Genomic DNA, 24,269 nt, shown 5'->3' on the forward strand with positions numbered 1-24,269 from the left:
GGCGAAGGAAGGGCCCACCCTTGGAAGATCACGCAACAACCGCCGAATTAACGAACGTTAGAGCGAATTTGGCGGTTCCCAAGCAGCGCGGCGTCGAAACGAGTCCCGTCCCGGAAATCGATGGATGGGCGCTGGCGGGACTTCCGGGACGGGTCACCTTTGCCAGCTACCTCACCGGGCGAAACTCCGCAGCCTTCCGGCTGATCGTCGACGTGCTGCTCGAAGCGCAGGGCCGCTCCCTCACTGGAGTTGCCCGGTCTGAACTGCCCAGACTGCTCCGCGCCTACACGACCGAGCACTACGGTGAAAGTGCGGCCCGGACTCTGCTGCACGAGGACACTTTCGAGCTGGATCAGCGGATGAAGCAGCTCGAGAAGTGGGGAACCGTCGAGAGTTGGCAGGACCGGGCGGAGCGTGAGGCGGACTTCCTGCGCAACCGTGAGCGATACCAGCTGACCCAGCAAGCTGCGGATCTCCATCGGTTCGTCGTCGAACAAGAACGATCGCAGAACGAGACGTCGACTTCGGCACTCCTTGGGCCTGCGCTGATCACCAGCCATCTCCAGGGCTTTCATGCGGCTGTGGGGAACCAGGACCATTCCGAAGCGGACACGTGCTGGGCTCAAGTCCAGCTGACCCTGGCCGATATGCAGCGCGCGGCCCACCGCTGGCAGTCGGCGATGGCGCAGGGCTTGAGCGGAGCGCCCAGTGCCGACAAGATCGCTTCGCTCACGGCACTCCTCCGAAACTACGTCGAGGTCTGGGGCGCCAGTGTCGACATGCATACGCCCACCATCGCTGCGCTGACAGCGCGGGCCGCCGAGGCGAAACAAGAACTGTGGCGTGCCCTCGCATTGCACCGCGTGGGCGCCGAGGCTGCGGACGACGTACTTGGGCAGACCACACATGAACTGATGGATGTTGTGGAGACGCTCAGTACCTGGTTCTGTGGGACAGACAATGAGGCCCGTCGGCTGCGGCGCCAGGTACGGGACGCCGTGCCGGATCTGTTGCGCAGCCACCGCACTCTGCTGGCAGTCGGCGGAGCAGTCAGCAGGCGGGCGGAAGTACTGTCGCTGGCGGGGAGAATCGAGAGAGCCTCTGATGACCGTGAGGCGTGGGAACTGTGGCAGCAGGCGACAGGGCTCTTTCGCCCCGTCCATCTCGCGCTGGCTGTGTCAGAGGCGACAACGTCTGCGCGCACCTCGTTCTGGGACGCGTCGCCAGCCACCGTGGACCGAAGGCTCCGGGCCCGGGGGCACCAGGCCCTGAAGGGAAGCCCAGGAAAGATCCCAGATCTGTCTCACGCTCGTGCGGCTGCGCGGCATGCAGCAGCCAAGGCGCGACGGGAACTCGCCGAGGCGGTGGAGGGAATTCTCCGGCGCGCGGGTCGCCCTCTGAGTGAGTGGGGCGAACTGACCGAAGCGGAAGGCGTGTTCCTGTGGGAGCTGCTCTCCACGGCACGGTCAGGGACACGCCACCAGGACGGCACGCGCACCGGCACAACTGTGGACGGTGGCTGGGAAGTACGGATGATCCCGGCGTCAGCCGACACCCCCTCAGCGATCGTCGCCCTTCCAGAAGGCGTACTCGTGCTCGAAGACGTGACGTTGGAGGTGCACCGCGTGTGAGGGCTCTCACCGTCACCAAACGCCTGGAGGAACAGAGCGCCTTCATCGGGCTCCTCACCCAGCCGCTTGTCACACCGACCAACGACGCCAAGCTCCACCGTCTGGCGATCCGACACCAGCGCCAGCTCACCGAATGGTTCCGCCGCCTCGGATACCGGCTTGTCGTCGCCGGCCAGATCGTACGGCTGCACCGGACCCCGCACGCAGGAATCGTCACCGCGCCCTATACGTCCCGGCCGCCGAAGGGACGGGAACTCGTCCTGACGCTCGTCGCCGCTGCGGCATGCGAAGAGAGCGACAGCACCACCACACTGCAAGCCATATCCGACCACGTGCGCATGATCACGGGAGTCGAAACAAGTCCTGTCACGGCCTACGACCCTGAGTACGGCCCGGAACGCTCGATCCTGCTTCTCGCCGTCCGCCGACTGGAAGCACACGGCGTCCTTGTCCGCCGTACCCGAGACGAAGAGATGCTCAAGGCATGGGAAGCCAACCGAACCGGCATCGGGGCGGGATACGACATAGACCGTGCGGCGCTGCTCCAGCTCCTCGATCCGCACACAGCCGCCCTTGCGGCACCACCAGCAGGTTCCGACAAGACGCAACTGCTGGCAGCAACCCGCTGGACTCGGATGCTCCGCATCCTCATCGAGACCCCCGCCCTTATGTACGGGGACCTCAGCGAAGACGACGCCGCCTATGCCCGAGGAGTGGCGGGGCGCCTCGCTGAAGCTGCCCGGACCATGACTGGCGGAACTGTCGAGGTCCGTGCGGAGGGCCTCGTGCTCATCTTGCCGCCAGACCATCCGTGGTCCGACGACGCGACGCTCGACTGGCCCAAGACCGCAGCGCCGGCGTGGGTCGCTCTCATGCTGTGCGACGCCGCCGGGGCTACCGGAGAGAGGACTGAGACCGGGGCCGTCCTCCTTCTCTCCCACCAAGTGGATTCGCTAGCCGCGGCCCTGCATACGCAGCACCACGCCGAGCTCACCGACTCCTTCCGCCAACGCCCGGAACAGATCAGGCCCACGGCGGAGCGCACCCTGCGCGACGCTGGACTCCTTGAGATAGATAGCAGCGGCAACTGGACCTTGAAGCCAGCCGCAGCCCGGTATCGAGACCCTGCCCCATCCTCACGCTGGTACACCCACACTCTCGCCTCGGAGGACTCAGAGTGACCGACGCCGCACACACGACGGCTGCCACGAGCACCACCCTGGAGACCAAGCCCCTCTCCTTGGAGCACCTGTGCGAGTGGCGGGAGGCGGCGGCTTCCGGAGGACTACCTGAGCCCACCAGATACGACCGCTGGCAGCAACTGCGCGCCGGAGTCGTCAACATGTGGGAATTCGAAGTTGCCGAATTCTGGATGAGCGATGGCCGCGCCCAGCTCATGGGCCACAACGAGACCGGCAAGTCCACACTGATGACGCTTACCACGCTCATCATGCTCGCTGGCAGCACCGCAACACACCTCATCGACACACTGGGCGATGGCCGCAAACGCTTCCGTTACTACGTCGAGCCCACTGACAGCGACAAGGACCGTCGGGATGCCTCAAAGTCGGTGAACCGGGGATGGGTCTGGGTCGAGTACGGCCGGTTGACTCCCACCGGCCCTCAGTACGCGACAGCTCTGCTCCATGCAGAGGCCAGACGCCCCAAGCCTGGCCGCCCGATGCTCACATGGGCGGTATGCGAGGGCCCAGACCGCGTACGCGGGGGGCTGGTCTTGATCAAGGGGTCGACTACCGTCCCCCCATCCGACCTGGAATCGAACCCTGGATGGCGCCGCTGCGACACCGGCGAGGCCTACAAGCAGCGTCTCGCCGAGATCGTCTTCGATGGTGACGAATACGCACTCGACTCCTACGTCCGCATGCTCCGCGTTATCCGGACACCCAAACTCGGAGAGCGCCTGGACCAGAGGTTCCTATCCGAGCAGCTACGCATGGCATTCCCACCGCTTCGGGAACACGAAATCCATCAACTCGCCGACGGCTGGGACCAGCTGGAAAAGATCACCAACGACCGGGACAGCGCCCAGCAAGCCCGGGATGCGCTGAGCGACTTCAACCGTAGAGCCTGGCACCCATGGGCAAGCGCAACGGTCCGCCACGCTGCGGACAACGTTGCGGCAGCCAGCAGCTCCCTCGACGAAATCACCCGGAGAGAACGAATCCAAGGTGAGCGAAAGGGCAAGGCGGACAAGAAACTTGGCGACTTGGATGCCGAGGCGCGGCGGGAAGAAGCGAGCCAAACAGATCTCCGGACAGAACGAGAGGAGATCCAACGACGCGACGCCTACGTTGACGCACAATCCGCTCAGGAACGAGCCCGCAGCCTGGCTGGGGAGGCTGAGCGCGTAGGGGTAGAAGCAGCGCATCAAGCAGACCACGCTCGGGTAGTGATGGGAGAGGCCGAGCAGGCCAAGGCTGAAGCGTCCGAACTCCACACAGGGGTGGCGGAGCACGAGCAGAAGATCCAGGCCGATGCGGAGGAGACCGCTCGACTCGCGGCCATGGCCGGGATCAGCGAGGCCGTTTGCCAATGGATCAACGACGGCGATGATGCACGGCCCCAGGCGGCCTGTGACACGAGACGCGGCCACCTCGCCCACCTGCGTGAGCTCCTCCGGAACTTCCGTAAGGTCCAGCACCGAGTAGACGTCGAGTCCGAGGCGGTTAAGACCCGCAAGGAAGCGGACGGCCAAGCCAAGGCCGACTTGACCAGTGCCCTCGATGGCGCCGCTGCCGAGCGCCAACGAGTGGTCGATGCGATCGGGCAGTGGTCAGTGTCGGTTCCAGCCCCGCGGCCGTCGGGGCAAGACATGCAGCGGTGGGCCGATGCCGTCAATGAACTCGACCAACAGCAACCCGCGCCCGTGCTGCGGCAACTCATTGACCGAGATTTCATCACGCCGCGACGTGAAGAACTGATCACAGCGAAGACCGCAGCCCAAACCGCGGCGACGAGCCTGCGAGCGGAGGCGGCAGAGCTACACGCGGAGATCAAACAGCTGGAGGGCCAGCCCGACCTGGCGCCCACAGCTCCGCGGAGCTGGACACGTCGCAGCCGCCCCGCCTACCCCTCGGCCCTTGGTGCGCCCCTGTGGAGGCTGATCGATCCGCACGAATCCCTCCCCGTAGAGCAGCTCGCAGTCATCGAAGCCGCGTTGGCCGCAGCAGGGCTCCTCGATGCATGGGTGACGCCAGATGGAGCCTGGAGCGAAAGCAGAGATGGCGTAGACGTAGTGGCGAGTAGCGGTCACGAGCGGCCCGCCGGGCCGACGCTCGCCCAAGTGCTGCTGCCAGCGGCCGACTGCGGCAATCTCGCCGTGACCGTCAACGATGTTCTCTCCTCCATCTCGTGGGTCGAAGACGGACGAAACCCAGCGGACGGCAACTTCATCGCGGCCGACGGATGTTGGCGCTCCGCCAACGTTCACGGACTCGTCAAGCCCGCCGCAAAAGCAGCCTGCTACATCGGCACTGCGGCCCGGAGGCGGTGGCGCGAGCAGCGCATCGCTGAGTTGAGTGATCAGTGCGCGAAACTATGCTCCAGCGCGGAAGTGTTCGAGGCGAAGGAGACGGACGCAGCGCACCAACTCCAGCAGCTACGTGAAGCTGTCACTCGTGCGCCCGACGACAGCAACCTGGCCTCCCTGTTGCGGACCGTAGTTGATGCCAAGGAGCGTAAAGAGAAGTCGGCCGGCAAGCTCTTCGCTGCGCAGGAGAAGTTCGATGAGGCAGAACGCCTTATGGCTGAGGCACGCCGCGAAGTCTCATCCTGGCGGGACGAGCACGAACTTCCGCAGAGTGAAGCTCAGTTGGATGCGCTGTCGAAGCAGCTAGAAGCCGTGAGTGAACGCCTTCGGAACCTGCGCAGCGAACGGAAGCTACTCGCTGGCGAATGTGGCGCCGCCGATCGAGCCTCCGCCATCGCCGTGCGGGAAATGGGGCGTGGAACCGAAGAGAAGGCCAAAGCCGACCGGCTCAAGGTCCGAGCGGAACGCCTTGAGGTGCAAGCGCGTACCGCGCGCGAGGCGCTGTCCAATGACGCCCAGAAGCTGCTCGCACGTGTCCAGGAGATTGACATGCTCATCGAGCAGCAGATCGAGGCGGCAGGCGAACGAGCCAAGTCCAGAACACTGCATGTGGAGGAACGAGCAGCCGCTGGAGCGGCACTCGCCACGATTGAACGGGAAAGAACCGAGGCACTCACCGAACGAGAGACAGCAACCCGACAGTGGTGGCGCACCGTCGACAGCGGATTACCAGAAGCCCTTGAGATCCCCGACCCGGATACCCGGTCCACCACGGCGGCGCTCGACCACGCCCGCACAGCACGCGGCAGCATTACTCTTCCCGACTGGCCTGAGCGCGACGCCAGCGCGCAAAGGGCCAGAATTCAACGAACGTGGCGCAAGCTGGCCGAGGAAACCACGCAACTGCGGTCCATCCTGGAAGTCTCTGCGGGCCGCACTGTTCGCATCATCGAGGCCGACGACGATGAAGAGCTCCCCACCGTCGAGGCCGTGATCGACAGCTCGGGCATCGGGTACGGCCCGCGCGAAGCACTCGTACGCCTCGCTCACCAGCACGAAGTGCTGCAACAGGGCTACGACCGTGCCTGGCACGACACCCTGGACGAACTCCTCGGCTCTGCCTTCATCGAGCATCTACGAGACCGCCTGGAGACAGTTCACGAACTCGAGAAGACCATCAACGACACACTCGCCCAGCATCCCACCGGCACCAGTCGCACCACGCTGAGGATCCGCCGCGTCCCGCTCGACAGTGACAGCAACGGCGCCGACGTGCTCGATGCCCTCAGCGAGGACTTCGAACTTCTCAGTGAGGAAGCCCAGGAGCAGATCCAATTCTTCCTCCGCAGCCGAGTAGAAGAGGCGCAGCAGCAGGCCAAAGCCGATGGAGAAACCGACTGGCGTGCCCGGCTGGCCGATGCGTTGGATTATCGCCGCTGGTTCTCTGTGGTCATCGACACTCGCACGGGTAGCGGCCGATGGACGACGCTCGAGCGCGGTGACCACGAAGAATTCTCAGGCGGCGCACGGGTCGTCACGCTCATGCTGCCTCTCGTCGCCGCACTCGCCACGATGTACCAAGGCACACCGACCGGCCCACGCCCCTTGTGGCTGGACGAGGCATTCGACGGCGTCGACGCCCCCAACCGCTCCAGCGTCCTCGGCCTGCTCCACGAGTTCGACATGGACTACCTCCTCGCCGGTCCCGGCCCCCTCGTTACTACAGCCACCGTTCCCAGCGCAGCTATGTACCAAGTCGTACGGGCCCCTCACCCCCTGCCTGGTGCAGATCTGACCCTGATGCTTTGGGCCGCCGGCCGGATGGAACCTATTGAGCTGCCGGACCCTGCCCACCTGGCCGCCAGAGCAGCCGCTGACTCCGTAGCCGAAGCCACCGATCCCATGCCCGACTTGTTCTCGGTGATGGAGGAGTCCCGTGATGAGTAGCGCCATCCCTCAACCCCTGCAAGCTTGGGTCAATTTGGCTGGCCCCGCCAAGGTGATCGCGGAGGTCAGACGTCGGCTTGAAGCCCGCGGTGCAGTCAGCGGTGAAATCAACGTTCCACTCTCCGATGGTGAACGCCGTGAGATCGGGAGGCTCCTCGGGTTGAAGTGGGTGACGTCCGGCAAGAACGTCACTGTCGCCGCCCTGGAGAAGGCGCTGGTTGCCCGGTCTACAACACTGCTGCTGCTCGCGCAGAGCCTGGGATCACTCGACGACCACAGAGCCGACCGCGCCCGGAAAGCAGCCGCACGCCAAGGGGAACTCGACGCTGCCGGGAGCGCCCTTGTGGGCGCCGGTGTACCCGAGCACGTAGCCCAGTGGTTCATCAAACTCCGCAGACGCCCCAAACCCGGAACAGGGAAACTGCTCAGTCACATGAAGCAGGTCGCCTCGGTCTGGACGCAGCTCCCAGAAGCGGAGGATCAACCTCTGTCGCTCGCGGTCTTCGCCGCCAGGACGACGGAGGACCCACATGCTCTGGACAAGGACACTGACCTTGGCCGCGCCCTGGCTCTCCTCATCACCGCTGTCACGCTGCACCAAGCCGAACCGGCTGCTGACCTAGCCGCCCGAATCGTTCCAGGCGCGATCACAGCCAGCGAGACCTGGCGATCTCTGTGGGAGAGCCGAGGCATCGTCTGCGACCAGGTATCCAGCGTCGTCTTGTGCCTCAACCTTCCCCTCGTCGGCCGCGCCCCCGCCGCCACCCTCGCCACGGCCGGGGCGTCCTGCGGGGAGCCGATCTGGCTCACACACCGCTCCCTCACCGGAGAGTGGGCCCCCCAGGCTGGGCTCAGGGCTGTCTACGTCTGTGAGAACCCAGCCGTTGTCGAAGCTGCCGCCGACCGCTACGGAGCGGACTGCGCTCCAGTCGTCTGCACGTACGGCTGGCCTTCTTCCGCAGCCCTCACCTTGCTGCAAGGACTGGAACGGGCAGGAGTGCGGCTCCTTATACGTGCGGATGACGACGCAGCTGGCCAGAAGATCACGGCGAAGCTCCTCACACATACGCCTGACGCCGGGATGTGGCGGTACAGGCTGCGAAGCGTCGGACCGAGCGATACCGCCAAGGAGTACGAAGAGCAGGTCCTCCAGCACCTTCTGGAAGACCTGAAGCAGGTGAAGGTCGAGTGAGCGACCAATGGGTACAGGAAAATGAGTGGTCCTCTTCCTGCCCTTCCTGGAGAGAACAGGAAGAAGCACGGTGAAGGAAGCCACGGTGCTCTACGCGATCGATGATGCCGGGATGCGCGGCAGGGCCATTGGACGGGGCAACCAGGCGCATGGCGGAAGCGCCCGACGATAACGGAGCCGCCTCCTCCAGAGCCATGGGGGAGGCGGTGCGCCTACTTCCCTCCCACGACGCCGGGGTTCTTGCGCTGCCTCTTACCCATACCGGGGTCGGCCTCGTCAGGTCTGTCCAGGGTCGATATTGCCCAGCGGGGGGCGCGCCGTAAGCGCCCTGGCCGACTGGACCAGCATCACACTCGGAGCCGAGCGGCCCGGCGCGTGGCCAGCAACGTGCGGGCCCAGCCACACTGAAGGGTCTACGCGTATCGAGCGTCACTCGGCTTCTGGGCAGCGGGCCGTGCAAGTGCTGGTGGGTGGGCGATCCAGCAGTTGTCTTCACGAATCGGGCTACGTCATGGGCGCGATCACGCCATCTGGTGTCCAAGTGCGTTGCGCCTGCAACGCGGTATAGGGGAAGATGTTCGATACGCTACGTGGCGTGAGTGACGCATGTGCGCACTGTGACTGGCTGATGGGCCTCGTGCGCACCACAGTTGGCGATTTCACAGGGACTTACGGGGTGGGTTCATGAAGTTCGACATGGGAGACACGACTCTCGCGGTGCTGGGGAAGAGCACCGTGGGCTCCAGCGATGATCTCGGCACGTTGATCCAGTTGCTGGTTCAGGCCGCCGAGCCGCTGGAGGGGAAGTTCAACGGAGCGGGCAAGGCGACCTTCGACTCGTTCAAGTTGCGTGCGGATGAGATCACTTCGGATCTGAATGGATCACTGTCCTCGATCCTGGGAGGGCAGGCGGGTATGGACACCGCGTTCGGTTCCGGTGATCAGGAGCAGTCGGACAACGCCCACCAGAACATGGGGGCGGCCAACTTCGACGGTGCCCGCTTCTCCGCCTGACCCGTATACCACTTCGCAAGGGGGCCTTTCGCGATGGCAGGAAATCAAGACCGCCGTTCCTACGACACCGGCGCCTCGTCCGACGTGCAGGGCGGGCTGCAGATCATCATTGGTCAGCTGGAGCGGGTGCTCGGTGACCGCGACCGCGCGGTGAAGGCTGCGATGGCCGACTACCAGGCCGATGGTGTGTCAGACGACTACCACGGCAAGGAAGTCCGCTGGAACAAGGCAGCCAGCGAGGTACGGGAAATTATCCGCCTCGTGCGCACCACGCTGGAGCAGAACGACGGCACCGCACAGTCGACCCTGGCACGGGCGCGCGCCGCGGTCGACAACATTGGCTGACGACCCGCCTTCGGAGGGTTGGCGAGGCGCCCGGCCGTGAACAGCGTTACGGGTGACGGGGATCGGGGATGAAGGGGGCTTGTTGTGACGGCTTGGGACATTGATCCCGCCGGCGTGAGCGGCGTTCTGGAGAAGGCAGGCACGGCCGCCGAAGGGCTTGCCAGTGTGGGTGGGCAGATGCAGAAGACGCTGCCGAGTGCGGCGAAGTCGGCGGGGACCGCAGTCGAGGGCGGGCGCGAAGGCGACGGCACACAAGGGCCGGTGGCGTCCGCCCTGGGCGTGTTCTTCACCCAGTGGCAGAAGGACTTGGCCTATATCGCCAAGCGCGCCGGTAGCTCGCTGAACGGCGCGGGCGAGGCAACGACCGCCTACGTCAAGGGCGATCTGGACATGGCTGCTGACGCTCAGGCTGCCGCGCTGAAGGAACCCAAGATCGACATGCCCGGCGCGGGCACAGGACAGGGCGGTGGGAAGTGAGCGATGCCAAGCTCATCGACTCCGCGGGAATCCCCCAGTTCACCGGGAACCTGGAGCAGCTGGAGCTGGATACGACGACCTTGACCGCGGAGGCGCTCCTGTTCCGCGTCAATGGCGCGCTGGTGCACTCCAACTTCCAGGGGCTGTCCGCCTTCTACCAGGCCCCAGAGGCAGCGGACCTGTTCTCCACCACCGCGCCGGTGGCCACCAAGACGGACGCCTTCGCCGACGACCTGGAGAAGGTGTCGCAGGCCCTCACCACTTACGGGGATGAGGTGCGTCCGCTGGCCGCCAGGCTCAAGAGCCTGCAGACCGAGGCCAGCAGTTTCTACTGCAACGACGTCGCGGGCGACGAGGACTGGCGCGAAGACAAGGACAAGGTCCAGCACAACAACGACCTGTGGCATGACGTGAACACCACCATGGACGCGTTCTGGGCGGCCGAACGCGCCTGCCACAACAAGATCACCGCCCTGGTCAACGGCGTCCAGCTCAAGGCCAGCGACGGCGAGAGCAGCTGCGGTACGTACGGCTACAACGCCGAGGACCTCAATAAGGCCGAGTCGACGCCCTGGGGGGCGCCGGTCGATCGCGAATACACCGGCTGGGCGGCTGTCGGCCACAACATCAAGAGCTTCGTGTGGGACGGGTTCATCGTCGACAGCCTCTGGGGCACGATCAAGGGGCTGGGCACCCTGGTCGGCACGGACGGCTGGGGCGCCGCAGGCGAGGCCTGGACGGGCCTGGCCAAGTTGGCCACGGGCCTGGCCATCACCCTCAGCCCCGCCGGAGCCGCCTACTGGATGGCGCCCAAGGACAAACTGCCCTCCTGGCTGCGCGATTCCCGCACAGCGGTCACGGAGACGGGCAAGGCGCTGGTCGCTTACGACCAGTGGGGCAAGAACCCCGCGCGTGCCGCCGGGGCGGTCTCCTTCAACGTCATCACCACCGTGGCCACCGGGGGCGCGGGAGCCGCCGCCAAGAGCGGTGCTGCTGCGAAGGCCATCTCGATTGCAGGCAAGGCCGGGCGCCTGGTCGACCCCATCACCTATGTCGGCAAGGCTGGCAAACTCGGCGTCGTCAAGGTCGGCGACCTCTTCGGCAGCCTCAAGAATCTCAACACCGGGGCGTACAACGACGTCCTGTCCGGCCAGGGCAGACTTCAGCCTGACGGCACGGTCGTGAAGATCCCTGACCATGTCGAGCTTCTCCCGGACAACACCCTCAAGTACGTGACGGACAAGGGCGAGACCCGCTTCCTCACCCGTGACGGCTCTCTCCTCGACGAGAACCACAAGGTGCTCGTCCAGCACGTCGACCAGGTCAAGGTCCAGAGCGTGACCTCCGAACGTGTCGGCGGGCAAGCCGAGACGCCCTCCCCGCGTGATCCGGTTCGTGAACCGGCAATGGCGGGCGCTCGTGCCGGAGACGGGGCGGCTGGGGCCACCGGCCGGGCTGGTGGTGATCTGCCCGCGGCCAGGGCCTCCGACCTTCCTGGAGGTAGGGCGAACCAGCTGCCCAGTGGCGTGGCAAACGACCTCGGTCGTGGCCCGTCTGCCAACCACTCTCTGCCGGGCCAGTCGCACAGCTCAACTCCCTCTCGGGATGGCAGTGGATCGGGTGGCACGGCCACTGCGGACGCCCATACTGTTGGGCACGGTGTACGTGGCAACGAAGGCTCTGGCGGGGCAGGCGCAGCCGATGACAGTCCGCACGAGCCAGCTCACGGCAACGGCTCAGACGATGCGGATACTCAGAAGCAACACGACGACCAAGCGGCTGCCAACGAACCGGATGCATCGCCTGAACCGCATCAACGCGGCGCTGGGGACGGGGAACCAGATTTCACGCGACCTGCCCTTCCACCTGGCAGAGCAGAACTCACTCTGCGCGAGTTGCGTAACCTGCGCCCCAGCAAATACCGGAATGACGCAGCCGAGGACTACCTTCGAGAGATGCTTGACGGCGGCCCGGAAAGGCACTTTCGAGTGCCGACGAATGACCACCCCTATTACCCGGTGGAGACCCCGGGGGGCCGCAAGGTCGATGTACCTGCGGACCTGCCGAACGGGCGTACGCTGGCTGTTGAGGTGAAGCACTACTTGGACTTCCGAACAGTCACACTCGCAGACGGAATGAAGCAGGTCGTCAAGGGCGAGGTGCCGCTGAGCAAGGGGCTGATGGAGCAGATCAACAAGGATCTGACGCTGAGACGACTAGATCCCGGATATGATCCTCGTTGGGTGTTCACGCACGCACCTCCCTCGCAAGCACTGCGAAATTACCTCATACAGGCAAGAATCGTATTCGTTGAATACGGCCCACCCCCCAAGAAGTCTTAATTACATGGAAGGTGCCAGGAATGGTGAGGGCAGCCGCTCCCGACCCGGACCTCGAACGATGGATCGAGGATTCACACAGGAACATCGTAGGCATCGCCGACATGTTGGGCGTTGCCTCAGATGTCTACACCAGCGACCCGATGAAGCTGGTTCCGGCTCTGCAGGATTATGTATCCCGCCTCCCGTTCCGTGAATTCGAGCAATCAGACTGGTTGACACTGCTCAGTGACCTGATGTCATACGTGTCGGATTTCCTCATCGAGAAACATGGCGCCCGTTGGAATGTCGTGGACGACGCTACGGCTCCACGCGGCTACCGCTACGTCATCGAGGCCGAAGGCCGTGATGGGCAGACTCGCAGAATTGATCCTGCCGATGTCGTCAGGGTCGAATTCGGGAATCTACCGATTGAGGTCACCCGGATGCTGGCCAGTGCGGAGCTCACGCTGCGCCTGACGGCCCAAGTCGACGAAGACGAGTAGCACATGGCCTTCTCATATGAGTGACCTCTATGAACTGCAGCTCGCGCTCAACCTCCCGGACTCGGTGTCCGACCCCGACATTGCCCTGCTTCGTTGGCACTTGGACGGGAGCCAAGAGGCTTCCCAGGCTGAGAACTTCCAAGAGGTGGAGGAGTACCCACTACTCTCCTCCACCGGCTCAGCATCACGTATCGGCGGGGCCCTGGTCGGTGAACTCCAGCGCGGACCGTGTGGGTGGGCCTTGGCAGTTCGCCAAGAGATTCACCCCGACCAGTTCGGCGAGCTGCACTCCCTCTTGATGTGGCTGGCTGCGCGGACGACCACTATCGGGACTATCGGCTACCTCCGCTTTCTTGAGGCAGATATCCCCGACGTTCTGATCGCGGATTCCGGAACTGTGCGTCGCTTGACATCGCCTCCTGTGGGATCCCGCCAATCCGAACTGCTTCCTGGCGGCTGGTGCTGAGGAACAGCCGCTCTCCAGGTCTCGAACTCGGCCACGGCCTAGATCTGCCAGATGCTTGTGAGCGATGTAGCGAGGAGTAGGTGGCGTGGCAGCCCAGGATTACGACAGCCAGTTGCTTGAGTCGGTGTCCGTGCGACGTCGGCGGCTGCGGGATGCCTTGTTGTTCGGCGGGCAGCGGCAGCGGCGGTCGTTGGATGAGCGGTTGGGCAAGGTGTTCGCCGGGGTCGTGATCGCAGCCGTGCTGTGCGCCGGATGTGTGGGGTGGTCGTTCATTTCCCACCGCCTCATCGGTAAGAGTCCGTACGGGTCCTCCGTGCCGTCCTCTTCGCCTTCGGCGCCGGCCTCCTCACCTTCCGTCTCGCCCTCTACCCGATGATTGGTTCGAACGCGTGATATCTGCGGGGCCCATGAGCCGCACGAGCGGTCCGAGTCGTACGGCGTTGAGCCGGGTCACACTCGTTGGCGAGCGGCGGCGGGTAGACCTCGTTCTGCCTTCGCAGGAGCCGATCGGGCGGCTTCTGCCAGATGTCATGCGGCTGTTGGGTGATCGGGTGGATGCGCAGCCGATGCTGCGGCATCTGGTGACGGTGGATGGGTCGGTGCTGGCGCAGGACGGCACGCTGGAGTCGGCGGAAGTGCCGGACGGAGCAGTGCTGCGACTGGTTCGGGTGGAGGACGCTCCGTCTGCGCCGGTGGTGCATGACGTCACCGATGAGGCCGCCGATGACTTGGATGTGCGGGCGTGGCGGTGGCGGCCTGCGGCTCGGCAGGTGGCGGCCGGCGCGGCCACCGTCGGCTGGGCCGTCACAGCCGGGGTACTGGCGAGGGGTGAGTTCTCCGCGTCGCGTGTCGGCACGGTGCTGCTGGCAACTGCTGTGCTTGCGGCTCTTGGTGGGTCCTTGTTCGGGCGTGCCCGGCGGACGAGCCTGGCCGCCACATTGATCGTCGTAACCGGTGTGCTGGGTGTGTTCGGCGCCTGGTCGCTCGGCGATGCCTACGCTTGGTCTGGGGCCCTTCGGCTGGCTGGTGTGGCCGGAGCCTTGATCGTGGCGTTGACGCTGTCGGGGTGGTTCTCGCCGTTGGGGCGGGGCGGGCTGGTGGGCGCTGTGGCGCTGACCGGGTGCGTCGTGTGCTGGGAGGTCGCACTCGCCCTGCAGTCGGGTGGCGGGGCGGAGGTCGAGACGGCTCATGCGGCGGCATTGCTGACGGTCGTGTCGGTGGTGGCGCTGGGTGTACTGCCGCGCCTTGCGATGATGGCGTCGGGGTTGTCGGGCTTGGACGACCGGCGCTCCGGTGGGGCGTCGGTGAGCCGCTATCAGGTGTCTTCCGCCCTGGCGGCCACGCATCGTGGGCTGGCGATCGCCACGGTCGTGTCGGGAGCCTCCGCGGCGGTGGCTGGGGTGTTGGTGTTGCGCGCGGTGTCGGTGTGGACGGTCCTGCTCTCGGTGGCCGTCGCGGTGGTGCTGGCATTGCGGGCGCGGGCCTTTCCGCTGACGGCTGAGGTGGTCGCGTTGCTAGGGGCCGCCGCGGTTGTCGCCACGCGGTTGGTATGGGTGTGGATGGCGCAGGCTGACGTGGTGGGGCCGGTGGCTCTGCTCGTGCTGTTTGCCGTCGTTCCCCTTCTGGTTCTGGTGGTGCAGCCCGCGGAGCACGTGCGGGTGCGGCTGCGACGGGCGGGGGATCTTCTGGAGTCGGTGGGGGTGATTACTCTGCTGCCCCTGACCATCGGGGTGTTCGGCGTGTATGGCCGTCTACTCGACACCTTCGCGTAGGGATGCGGGCCATGGCACAGCCGGACTGGCAGCGAGACGTACTACGGGAGTTGGGCACTGCGTCCGCGGAGTCCACTGCCGCGCTGAGTCTTGCAGCTTCGGAAGCCCCGGGAAGCCCCCAATCGGCTCCGCAGGCATCAGTACCAGCACACCCGCAGGAGCGGTCCGCACCTGCGGCGCAGGCCACGCCGCCCGTGCCCTTCAGCGCCCGCGATCCGCGTGTCCCCATGCCGGCGCCGGAGTCTGTGCCGACCGTCGATCCCCGGCTCGCGCGCGCTCTGGGTACTCCGCAACACGGGGATTCAGCGGTGCGGCGGACCGGACGGGCACTGCGCAGGCTCACCGCTTCCGCTGGGCAGGAGGTCGCCGAGCAGACACGGTTGGCGTGTGAGATTCAGCAGCCGGTCACCACCGGTCGGGTCATCGCCATCACTTCCATCCGCGGTGGAGTGGGCAAGTCCACGGTTTCCGCCCTGTTGGGGCGCACGTTCCAGCACTACCGGCACGATCCAGTGCTCGCCTTGGAGGCCGATGCCGCCCTGGGTACGCTGCCCGTGCGGATGGGCGCGGAGTCAGTGCGGTGGGCGTGCGCCGATCTGGCGGAGATCCTGTCTCCCTCCATGCAACTCACCGACATCACAGGCTATTTGGTGCCGGTGGCTGATGGCGGGTGGCTGTTGCCCGCGGGGCAGGGGCGGGTCGGTGCCCCGTTGGACATACGTACCTACCGGACGGTGACGCTGGCGCTGCGCCGGTATTTCGCGGTGACGGTGGTGGATTGCGAGTCGCTGCCGGGCGAGGTGGCCCGAACCGCGATGGATACTGCTCACGCGCGCGTGGTGGTCGCACCGATGACAGCGGAGGGCGTGAACGGCACCCGCATTGTCCTGGACTGGCTGGCTCAGCTGCCCCACTCCGCCCTGGCCACCACCGTGGTGGCGCTGACGGCGAACTCCCCCGATACGACGCTTGATCTGAAGGCAGCCACCGCGCATCTGCGCGAGACCGGGGTGGGGGTAGTGCCCTTGCCCTATGACCGTCATCTGGCCCAGGGAGGCCCCATCCACACCGGCCTGCTCAGCCAGAGTTCCCGCGAGGCCGCAGTTCGATTGGCCGCGGAGGCGATACAGAAAGCCGTAAGAGTGCGATGACCCAGCATCTTGTACACCGACCCGCCCGCTCCACCCGTCCCCTGGCCCCGGCGGAGCCGCGCACCATCGAACCGCCGCCCAATCTTCCGGAGGGCAAGATGGGCACGGCGGCGACCGCTCTGCTGCCGATGGCCGGTGTCATGGGCTCGGTCGTTATGATGACCGTGATCCGCAACAGCCAGTTCGCCGCCCTCGGCGCGATCGTCCTCGTCTTCGCCCTGTTGGGCGCGGTCGCGCTGTTCCTGTCCCAGCGCGGCAAGGCCCAGCGCACCCGGCGTACGCAGCGTGAGCGGTATCTGGAGTATCTGGAGGAGCAGCGCGAGGAGCTGGGTGCCGTCGAGCGGGCGCGGCGGGAGACGGCCCGGCTGCTGTCGCCAGCGCCCTTGGCGTTGTACGACTTGGTGCGTGATCCGGCGAGGTTGTGGGAGCGCCGACGTGCGGACGCAGACTTCCTGCGCGTGCGAGTGGGAAGCGGGAACGTGCCCGTACAGGAGTTGGCGATCGGGCAGAACTCCGCTGGGGGAGTGCTGACGCCGCCAGATCCGTTCATGCTCAACGAGGCCCGCGCTCTGCAGGCCCGGTTTGCCGCGACGGCGGATTGTCCGCTGACGGTGCCGCTCGACCGGGTTGGGAATGTCAGCATCGTGGGGGACCGCGAGGGGGTGCTGCGTGTCGCCCGTGCGCTGTTGACCCAGGCCGCCGTGACGCACGCGCCGGACGATGTGGCGATCGCCCTCGGGGTGCCCGGAGACCAGCTTCCCGAGTGGGAGTGGGCGAAGTGGTTGCCGCACGTCCTAGGTGACCAGGCGGGCGAGGCAGCGGGAGCTGCCCCGGTAGCCGCCAGGCGGATCGCGCCAGCACTTTCCCAGCTGGCCCGGCTCCTCGGCCCGGACCTGCGGAGGCGGGCATCGTACGCAGCCGAGGTACGACGCGGACTGTCCGGCAAGGACGCGCTGAAACTTACTGACCGGCTCGTGGTGCTCAGCGATGAGTACGGGAACAACGCCGTCGAGTTTCCGCGGCCCGATGCGGCGGTCGGCCTGGCCGAAATGGGTGTAACAGTGCTGCATCTGCTGGAAGAGCAGGTTCACGAGCCGGACGAGGTGGGCGTGCGGATCACCGTCGACGGCCACCAGGTCGCCGTCGAGGATCTGCGCGTCCCGCACACCCAGGCCGCGAACGGTACTGCGGATGAACTGAGCGTCGCAGGGGCGGAAGGGCTGGCTCGGCTGTTGGCCCCGCTGCGGCTGTCAGCCGAGTCGGCGGCCGAGGGAACACCGGTCTCCGGGCCGGTGGACTTTCCAGCCCTGCTGAGCATCGAGGACCCCGCCGCGCTCGACCTGGCCCGGTTGTGGGCGCCGCGCGGCGAGCGGGACTTCCTTCGGGTGCCCATCGGGGTCAACGACCGGCACGAGCCGGTGCTCCTGGACCTGAAGGAGTCCTCCGAACTGGGCATGGGGCCGCACGGGTTGTGCGTGGGCGCTACCGGCTCCGGGAAGAGCGAGCTGCTGCGCACCCTTGTCCTGGCGCTGGTCACCACGCACTCGCCGGAGGATCTGGCCCTGGTCTTGGTCGACTACAAGGGTGGTGCCACCTTCGCCCCGTTCACCGAACTCCCGCACGTCGCCGGTGTCATCACCAACCTGGAGAACCAGGCTGGGCTCGTCGAACGTGTCCACACCAGCCTGGCGGGGGAGGTCAAGCGCCGCCAGCAGGTCCTCAAGGATGCCGGGAACGTCGCCGACATCGGGCACTATGCCGCCCTGCGCGAGAAGCAGCCCGAGCTGGAGGCGCTGCCTCATCTGTTCGTCGTCATCGACGAATTCGGTGAACTCCTCACCGCCAAACCCGACTTCATCGACCTGTTCCTCTCCATCGGCCGCATCGGCCGCTCCATCGGCGTGCACCTGCTGCTCTCCAGCCAACGCATCGAATCCGGCAAGCTCAAGGGCCTGGAGACCTACCTCTCCTACCGGCTGGGCCTGCGCACCTTCTCCGCCGACGAGTCACGCACCGTTCTGGACACGGTGGACGCCTTCCAACTGCCGCCGCTGCCGGGCTTCGGCTACCTCAAGGTCGACACCTCCACCTACGAACGCTTCAAGGCGGGTTATGTCTCTGGCGCTCACCGCGGCCCGGCCCTGCGCGAGCAGGCGGACGCGGAGCCCCTCGCCTGGGCCTACCCCGTCTTCAACACGGGCCGGGAACCCAAGACCGGCGTGCCGGAAGAGCCCCCGATGCGGGAGCGGGAGACCGGCCCAACCGTCCTAACGGCGATGGTCGACCAGCTGTGCACCGCCGCCCCTCCGGTCCGCCGCATCTGGCTGCCGCCTCTGCCCGACGCGATCACCCTGGATACCGCCGCCGGGCCCGTGCAGGCCTCGGAGCGAGGCCTGCATCTGGCCACCAGCGCGAGCGCCATGCAAATACCTCTTGGCGTGCTGGACGACCCGGCCAAGCAGTGGCAGAAGCCCTGGATCCTGGACCTGACCGTTGCCGGCGGCCACGCCGCCGTCATCGGCGGCCCGCAGTCCGGCAAGACCACCCTGCTACGCACCCTCGCACTCTCCCTGGCCCTGACCCACACGCCCCATCAGGTCGCCGTCTACGGCCTCGACCTCGTTGGCGGCGGCCTGACCGCGTTGGCCGGTCTTCCGCACGTCGGCGGCGTCGCGGGGCGCGCCGACCACGAGCGTGCGGCTCGTACCGTCGCCGAGGTCCGCGCTCAACTCGCCGTCCGCGAGGAAGCCTTCCGCGAGTACGGCATCGACTCGGTCGACCAGCTGCGCCACATGCGCGCCCAGGGCCGACTGACTGAGCTCGGCTCCACGGATATAGTGTTGCTCATCGACGGATTCGGTGCCCTGCGCGACGAGTTCGCGGGCCTTGACGACACCGTCGCCGATCTTCTCAAGCGTGGCAGCGGCTATGGCATCCACATCGTGGCGGGCATGTTGCGCTGGAACGACGTGCGCATCGCCACCCAGTCGATGTTCGGCACGCGCGTCGAGCTGCGCCTGAACGACCCCTCCGACTCGAGTGTCGACCGCAAGCTGTCCGAGACGCTGAGCGCCGAGACCCCGGGCCGCGTGCTGACCGACGGTAAACTCTTCGCCCACGCTGCCCTGCCCCGTATCGATGGCCAGCCCACCACTGGCAGCGTCGGTGACGCTTTGGAGGACGCCGCCAGCAGGATCCGCGCCACTTGGCACGGCGAACTCGCCGCCCCCGTGCGCGTCCTGCCCACCGTGCTCCCGGCCTCCAAGCTGCCCTCGCTCGCCGCCGAGCCGTCGCGCATACCGCTCGGCGTCGACCAGGATGCCCTCGCCCCGGCGCTAGTGGATCTGGTCGGACCAGACCAGCACCTGCTGATCCTCGGTGACAACGAATGCGGCAAGACCAACCTGCTCAAGCTGATCACCCAGCAGCTCATCGACCGCCACAGCGATCAGGAGCTGGTCTTCGGCGTCTTCGACCCGCGCCGCGGCCTGCGCGGCGTCGTCCCCGAGCCGTACCGCGGCGGCTACGCCCACAACGCCAAGCTCGCCACCGCCCTGGCCACCGGCATCGCGGGCGAACTGGACAAGCGCCTGCCGGAGACCGCCGACCCGGACGCGATTGCCGAGGGTCCGGCCTTCACCGGCCCGCGCATCGTCATCCTCGTCGACGACTACGACATCCTCACCACCGCGGGCCAACAGCCCCTGGCCGCCTTCCTGCCCTACATCTCCTCCGCCCAGGACATCGGCCTGCACTTCATCGTGAGCCGCCGCGTCGCCGGATCCTCCCGCGCCCTGTACGAGCCCTTCCTCACCACTCTGCGCGAAACCGGCGCCACTGCCCTCCTCATGACCGGCGACCGCACCGAGGGCCAGCTCTTCCCCGGCCTCTACGCCTCCGCCCAACCACCAGGACGCGGCACCCTCGTCCGCCGAGGCCGCCGTCACCAGCTCATCCAAACCGCCCTGGCCGAAGACGCCGCAGCACCGGAAGAGACACGACACCCGTGACCAAGGACGTCATCGCCCTCACCCCCAAGATGCCCGACACCTGGGCTCTCCTGGCGGGCCTGTACGCGGGCGGCCCCGACCTCGACGTCGGCACGGCCCACGACGGCGCGGTCGTCCAGCTCCGCACCCTCGCCGGCCGCCCCCTCGTCTCCGTGGAAGCCCCACTCCTGGTTCACCTTCCGGGCGAGGCTCAGCGCCTCCTTGGCTCTGAAGTCCCCATCCCCGAGGTCCCGTTCTGGTGGACCGAGGCCCGCGCCTCCACCGCCGTCCCCGAAGCCGAAGCCCTCGCAGGATCCCTCTGCGGCCGCCTCACCACTCTCCTCGGCGGCGCTACCTGGCCTCCGTCCGCGGCCACCACCCAGGTGGTCCACACCCCCGACGACGCGGACGAAGCCGTCACCGCGCATCCCGCTCCCGAGGGCACCCTGCCCGCCGTCGACGTGCTCACCGACTCCACCGCCGTCGTCATCGCCGACCGTCCGGTGATCCCGCTGACCGCCTGGCTCTCGGACGTCCTGCGCGCGACCACGGCATCCGGCCGTGCCCTGCACATCGTCACCCCACACCGTGCCCGCCTCAGCCTTCCCCTGCGCACGGCCCTGACCGGAGCCCCCAACCGCTGGGTGGTCCAGCACCCCGACTGCGGCTACTACGACGGCCTCTCCGGTGCCATCCTGCGCTGGCAGGACGGCACTTTCGCGCCGGCCCTCACCGCCGAGGGCAAGGCCACCGTGGCCACACCCTTCACCCAGCCCGGAGCCGGCACCGAACGCCAGCTCATCGTCTCCCTCCGCACCCACCACGAAGCGGATGCCGACCTCGTCCTCGGCTGCCCCCTCGACACTGCCTGGCACCGCCTCACTGGCACACCCCCCACTGGTTGGGGCCCCGCCGAGCCCATCAACCTCCCGTGGTCCACCCGCCAGTTGACCGAACTTGCCCGAGGCCGTGCCCCTGAACCCACCCACGTCCTGGCCGTCGGTGACCCCGACCGCGCGGCCATCGCCACCCTCCGCATCACCCGTACCAAAACCGGCATCGCCCAGGACACCACCCTTGCCCTCGGCTACGGCGAGTGCGAAACCCCGCCCCTGGACACCGTCGAGGCCCTCGCGGAAACCCTCGCAGCCGAGCACGGACTGACCACCATGCTCACCTCCGTGCGCCGGGCCCGCCGAGATCTGACCATCCCCCCGCAGTTCGAGGCCCCGCCCATCCCCACTGCCTTCACCCTGGGGCCCTCCGAGGTACGCGACATCGGTCTCACCCACGCCCGCCGCCCACCCCTCAGCCTCCGCCCCACACAACTCGGCACCACCAGCAACCCCGCCCTCCACTACCTCCTGGGTGATGGCACCGACGCCCAGGCCTGGACCACGCTCGACCAGCTCATCACCCACCTCAAGAACGCATAGAGACTCACCCGGTCTGCAGTCCTTGATCACCGTTCGAAAGGCGAATAGTGCACGAGCCTGACAGACTCCCGGACGGGCCTATCAAGGCGCCCTCGGCCTCGCCCCTATCCGGTGAGGAGGCGTTCAAAGGCATAGATGCCGCGGTTATGGACTTCTGGCGCTTCGCCATGTCCGACCTTCGGACAAACACCTTGCGTGGCTACCTGGCAGAATTCTTGGTCGCCCGGGCGGTGGGCGCGACCACGAACCGCGTGGAGTGGGACGCTTACGACGTCCTGACTCCCGACGGCATCAAGATCGAGGTTAAGGCAGGCGGTTACGTTCAGGCGTGGACACAACCTCAGGCCAGCAAGGACCCCCGGTGGGCCGTACCTCAGATAGTGCCCGTTGACCCGGCCACCGGAAAGTACCTTCCGCCAGAGGCGCGCGGCTTCCAGGCCGACGTCTACGTCTTCGCTGTCCACAGCGTCCGCACACACGACGAGTACGACGCCCTGGATCTCAGGCAGTGGACCTTTCACGTACTCAGCCGGCCCCAGCTCATGGCTCTGCCCCGAGGCAGCAAGGGCCACGCACTGGCTACGCTGCGACGTGTCCGTGAGGCCTCCGTGCCCGTGGGGTATACGACACTCGCTGAACACATCCGCAAGGCCGCCCAGGCCGGAGCGGATCCGTCGGTCTGACACGCCACGCGCCTCACAAGCCAGAGCACCTCACTCTCGCTGTCGCAGATCAACAGCCCCCGGAACCCCGCGGCCGTGTCCTCGGTGGCGCTGTCGAGTACCAGATCATCCCCAGGCCGCGGTGATCGCCACAAAAAGAGCTAGCGCCGCGCGGCGCTGTTGAAGCAGGCGTAGACGCTGGCCGTGCCGTCGTCGGCGAGGCGGGCGGTGGCATCGAATGCGCCGGCTGGGCGGAAGGCACTGTGGCGGCCGGTCCGGATGCGGTACGCAAGGTTGGTTGCCCGGTTCAGATTCCCGAGGTCTTCGATGTGCGCCCACTCGCCTGGGCGCTCGCGGAGGGCCTGGGCGGTGTCGTGCGCCTCCTGGCTGCGGGTCGGCGCGGGCAAGGGTTTGAAGAGGGCGTGCATTCAGCGTTCTCCGGCGGTGGACAGGGCGGTCTCGGCGAGCTCCCGGACGCGGGCTGCTGTGTGCCACTGGCTATCGGCAAGGTGCTCGCACAGCTCGTTGGCAAGGCGTGCGACTTCGGCGAAGACCAGCTCGGCGCCGGGGCACGGCGTGGGGGTGCTCTGCTCGCGGTCCGGGACGGTGGGCGCGGCGTGCGCTGTTGTGTGGTCGGCCGTGCGGGCAGAGTGGTCCACGACGGTTTCCCCGGGATGGTCAGCGGTAGTTGCAGCGGCAGGTGTTGGTGATGGGATTGAACCAACTGTCGCAGGAGTTGCACCACGTGGCGCCGGGCATCGGAGGGACCTCGGAGTGCTGCTTGGTGTGGTCGTGCACGGGTCTGTTTCCTTTGTCAGAAGTTGTCGGGGAGCTGGGCGCGGGGTCCGTCTGGGGCTAGGACGTTCACGATGTGGTCGAGGTCCTTGGGGCGCCAGAGTGCGGTTTCGAGGCCACAGGCGGCGAGGTGATTGAGCCAGTCGCGCTGAGCGGGACGTATCCGGCCGGTGTCCGCCTTGAACTCGGCGAAGATGATGCGCTTGGCACTGGGGTGTCCGTAGACCTCGTCGGGCCATCCGGCGTCACTGCGCTGCGAGTTGTGGGTGTGGTAAGCGAGGGTCCAGCCGCGGAGGGCAGCGAGCTTGCGTACGTGCTGGCGGAACTGTTCCTCGGTCACGCGGCACTCCGGCGTCGGCGGGGCGTGTCGGCTTCGAGGAGGGCTGCGCGGTGGGCGGCAGCATCCCGGTCGGGCCGCGGCTGACGCCGTTTGGGCGCGTCGGGGAGATGAGGGCGGCGGTGGCGTTCCTTGAGGAGCTCGGGCAGCGGGTGCCGGGTCTCCTCCCACAGGATTTCGTGGAGCGGGCGGCCGTACTGCTCCAGGACGAGGGCCTGGTGAAGGGCGTCGTCGTGGCTCGTGAGCTGCATGTCGTCGTGGGTGTTCGTGGCAGGCATGTCTGGTTTCTCCATGGGTTGGCCGGAACCCGCAGGGGGTGCGGGTCCCGGCCGGAGGGTGGCTCGTATTGGACGAGCCGTTCCGGGCGGGCGGGGCGCGGGGGGTCGCTGCCCGTCCGGAGGTCGGGTGGATGGTTGGGCCGTGCCAGGGCCTGACATCACTCAGAATCTAGCACGAAGATGTGTACTGGCCTATTTATGGTTAGTCGATGATGGCGAGTTCGTCGGGCTCGTAGGGAAGGGGCTTGGGTGCACCGGGCCACTGCACCATCACGAGCCTCTTGCCGCTGAGGGGGTCGGTGGCGTGCCCGCGAACTTCTCCGAACGGGCGGAGCAGGCCCTTGGGCGCGGGCTGGGCGAGCGTCACGCCGGTGTACCTCTTGAAGTCTTCCATGAGAGTCTC

21 protein-coding genes are annotated in these 24,269 nt (G+C 66.8%); 16 read left to right on the plus strand and 5 right to left on the minus strand.

Features of this window, described 5'->3' with window-relative positions; all coding sequences use genetic code 11:
* The first annotated feature begins 20 nt into the window (after positions 1-20).
* The 16 genes from ACIBCK_RS16640 (at position 21) to ACIBCK_RS16715 (ending at position 22,477) form a co-directional block, all read left to right on the plus strand.
* Positions 21-1,631 carry a DUF2397 domain-containing protein gene (locus tag ACIBCK_RS16640; protein ID WP_399390819.1) on the plus strand — a complete coding sequence of 537 codons (1,611 nt, stop codon included), beginning with the start codon at positions 21-23 and terminating at the stop codon, positions 1,629-1,631.
* Positions 1,628-2,812, plus strand: a complete 1,185-nt coding sequence (locus tag ACIBCK_RS16645; protein ID WP_399390821.1) for a DUF2398 family protein — start codon at positions 1,628-1,630, stop codon at positions 2,810-2,812. The genes ACIBCK_RS16640 and ACIBCK_RS16645 overlap by 4 nt, the downstream gene beginning before the upstream one ends.
* Positions 2,809-7,128, plus strand: a complete 4,320-nt coding sequence (locus ACIBCK_RS16650; RefSeq protein ID WP_399390822.1) for an SbcC/MukB-like Walker B domain-containing protein — start codon at positions 2,809-2,811, stop codon at positions 7,126-7,128. The genes ACIBCK_RS16645 and ACIBCK_RS16650 overlap by 4 nt, the downstream gene beginning before the upstream one ends.
* Positions 7,121-8,320, plus strand: coding sequence for a TIGR02679 domain-containing protein (locus ACIBCK_RS16655; protein WP_399390823.1), 1,200 nt, complete (start codon positions 7,121-7,123; stop codon positions 8,318-8,320). Before ACIBCK_RS16650 ends, ACIBCK_RS16655 begins: the two co-directional genes overlap by 8 nt.
* A 684-nt stretch (positions 8,321-9,004) precedes the next feature.
* Complete coding sequence (locus ACIBCK_RS16660; RefSeq protein ID WP_399390825.1) at positions 9,005-9,334, plus strand: hypothetical protein; 330 nt, start codon at positions 9,005-9,007, stop codon at positions 9,332-9,334.
* 33 nt (positions 9,335-9,367) lie between these two features.
* On the plus strand, positions 9,368-9,679 hold the full coding sequence (locus ACIBCK_RS16665; protein ID WP_361843230.1) for a pore-forming ESAT-6 family protein: 312 nt from the start codon (positions 9,368-9,370) through the stop codon (positions 9,677-9,679).
* Positions 9,680-9,763: 84 nt separating this feature from the next.
* Positions 9,764-10,156: a DUF6507 family protein gene (locus ACIBCK_RS16670; RefSeq protein ID WP_399390827.1), complete on the plus strand. Its 393-nt coding sequence runs from the start codon at positions 9,764-9,766 to the stop codon at positions 10,154-10,156.
* On the plus strand, positions 10,153-12,498 hold the full coding sequence (locus ACIBCK_RS16675; RefSeq protein WP_399390829.1) for a hypothetical protein: 2,346 nt from the start codon (positions 10,153-10,155) through the stop codon (positions 12,496-12,498). Before ACIBCK_RS16670 ends, ACIBCK_RS16675 begins: the two co-directional genes overlap by 4 nt.
* Before the next feature lie 20 nt (positions 12,499-12,518).
* Positions 12,519-12,980, plus strand: a complete 462-nt coding sequence (locus tag ACIBCK_RS16680; protein WP_399390831.1) for a hypothetical protein — start codon at positions 12,519-12,521, stop codon at positions 12,978-12,980.
* Positions 12,981-12,996: 16 nt separating this feature from the next.
* Entirely contained in the window at positions 12,997-13,446 is a 450-nt protein-coding gene (locus ACIBCK_RS16685; protein WP_399390832.1) for a hypothetical protein, read from the plus strand.
* An 85-nt stretch (positions 13,447-13,531) separates the two neighbouring features.
* Positions 13,532-13,822: a hypothetical protein gene (locus ACIBCK_RS16690; RefSeq protein WP_399390833.1), complete on the plus strand. Its 291-nt coding sequence runs from the start codon at positions 13,532-13,534 to the stop codon at positions 13,820-13,822.
* A gap of 31 nt (positions 13,823-13,853) precedes the next feature.
* Complete coding sequence (eccD, locus tag ACIBCK_RS16695; protein ID WP_399390835.1) at positions 13,854-15,218, plus strand: type VII secretion integral membrane protein EccD; 1,365 nt, start codon at positions 13,854-13,856, stop codon at positions 15,216-15,218.
* A 227-nt stretch (positions 15,219-15,445) separates the two neighbouring features.
* Positions 15,446-16,369 carry a type VII secretion protein gene (locus tag ACIBCK_RS16700; protein WP_399390837.1) on the plus strand — a complete coding sequence of 308 codons (924 nt, stop codon included), beginning with the start codon at positions 15,446-15,448 and terminating at the stop codon, positions 16,367-16,369.
* The gene (eccCa, locus tag ACIBCK_RS16705) at positions 16,366-20,379 is read left to right on the plus strand and encodes a type VII secretion protein EccCa (RefSeq protein WP_399390839.1); all 4,014 of its coding nucleotides are present in this window, start codon (positions 16,366-16,368) and stop codon (positions 20,377-20,379) included. Before ACIBCK_RS16700 ends, eccCa begins: the two co-directional genes overlap by 4 nt.
* On the plus strand, positions 20,376-21,794 hold the full coding sequence (locus ACIBCK_RS16710; RefSeq protein WP_399390841.1) for a DUF6177 family protein: 1,419 nt from the start codon (positions 20,376-20,378) through the stop codon (positions 21,792-21,794). Before eccCa ends, ACIBCK_RS16710 begins: the two co-directional genes overlap by 4 nt.
* Positions 21,795-21,841: 47 nt before the next feature.
* A complete protein-coding gene (locus ACIBCK_RS16715) occupies positions 21,842-22,477 on the plus strand; it encodes a hypothetical protein (RefSeq protein ID WP_399390843.1) in 636 nt (211 codons plus the stop codon).
* A gap of 140 nt (positions 22,478-22,617) precedes the next feature.
* Here ACIBCK_RS16715 and ACIBCK_RS16720 read toward each other — a convergent pair whose 3' ends face one another.
* From ACIBCK_RS16720 to ACIBCK_RS16740, 5 genes are all read right to left on the minus strand, one after another.
* The gene (locus ACIBCK_RS16720; RefSeq protein WP_399390845.1) at positions 22,618-22,884 is read right to left on the minus strand and encodes a hypothetical protein; all 267 of its coding nucleotides are present in this window, start codon (positions 22,882-22,884) and stop codon (positions 22,618-22,620) included.
* Positions 22,885-23,115 carry a hypothetical protein gene (locus ACIBCK_RS16725; protein WP_399390847.1) on the minus strand — a complete coding sequence of 77 codons (231 nt, stop codon included), beginning with the start codon at positions 23,113-23,115 and terminating at the stop codon, positions 22,885-22,887. It abuts the gene before it with no gap.
* 155 nt (positions 23,116-23,270) lie between these two features.
* Positions 23,271-23,591, minus strand: coding sequence for a VRR-NUC domain-containing protein (locus ACIBCK_RS16730; RefSeq protein ID WP_399390848.1), 321 nt, complete (start codon positions 23,589-23,591; stop codon positions 23,271-23,273).
* A complete protein-coding gene (locus ACIBCK_RS16735; RefSeq protein ID WP_399390850.1) occupies positions 23,588-23,866 on the minus strand; it encodes a hypothetical protein in 279 nt (92 codons plus the stop codon). Before ACIBCK_RS16735 ends, ACIBCK_RS16730 begins: the two co-directional genes overlap by 4 nt.
* Before the next feature lie 202 nt (positions 23,867-24,068).
* Positions 24,069-24,260, minus strand: a complete 192-nt coding sequence (locus ACIBCK_RS16740) for a hypothetical protein (protein WP_399390852.1) — start codon at positions 24,258-24,260, stop codon at positions 24,069-24,071.
* Positions 24,261-24,269: the final 9 nt, after the last annotated feature.

The organism is Streptomyces sp. NPDC051218 (assembly GCF_044455475.1).
In the GTDB taxonomy this organism is placed as follows: Bacteria; Actinomycetota; Actinomycetes; order Streptomycetales; family Streptomycetaceae; genus Streptomyces.

Bases quoted from the DNA above. Each gene is read 5' to 3' on its own strand.
- ACIBCK_RS16720 (WP_399390845.1), bottom strand. From the start codon at position 22,884: ATGCACGCCCTCTTCAAACCCTTGCCCGCGCCGACCCGCAGCCAGGAG.
- ACIBCK_RS16735 (WP_399390850.1), bottom strand. From the start codon at position 23,866: ATGCCTGCCACGAACACCCACGACGACATGCAGCTCACGAGCCACGAC.
- ACIBCK_RS16655 (WP_399390823.1), top strand. From the start codon at position 7,121: ATGAGTAGCGCCATCCCTCAACCCCTGCAAGCTTGGGTCAATTTGGCT.
- ACIBCK_RS16740 (WP_399390852.1), bottom strand. From the start codon at position 24,260: ATGGAAGACTTCAAGAGGTACACCGGCGTGACGCTCGCCCAGCCCGCG.
- ACIBCK_RS16700 (WP_399390837.1), top strand. From the start codon at position 15,446: ATGCCGGCGCCGGAGTCTGTGCCGACCGTCGATCCCCGGCTCGCGCGC.
- ACIBCK_RS16685 (WP_399390832.1), top strand. From the start codon at position 12,997: ATGAGTGACCTCTATGAACTGCAGCTCGCGCTCAACCTCCCGGACTCG.
- ACIBCK_RS16665 (WP_361843230.1), top strand. From the start codon at position 9,368: ATGGCAGGAAATCAAGACCGCCGTTCCTACGACACCGGCGCCTCGTCC.
- ACIBCK_RS16680 (WP_399390831.1), top strand. From the start codon at position 12,519: ATGGTGAGGGCAGCCGCTCCCGACCCGGACCTCGAACGATGGATCGAG.
- ACIBCK_RS16660 (WP_399390825.1), top strand. From the start codon at position 9,005: ATGAAGTTCGACATGGGAGACACGACTCTCGCGGTGCTGGGGAAGAGC.
- eccD (WP_399390835.1), top strand. From the start codon at position 13,854: ATGAGCCGCACGAGCGGTCCGAGTCGTACGGCGTTGAGCCGGGTCACA.
- eccCa (WP_399390839.1), top strand. From the start codon at position 16,366: ATGACCCAGCATCTTGTACACCGACCCGCCCGCTCCACCCGTCCCCTG.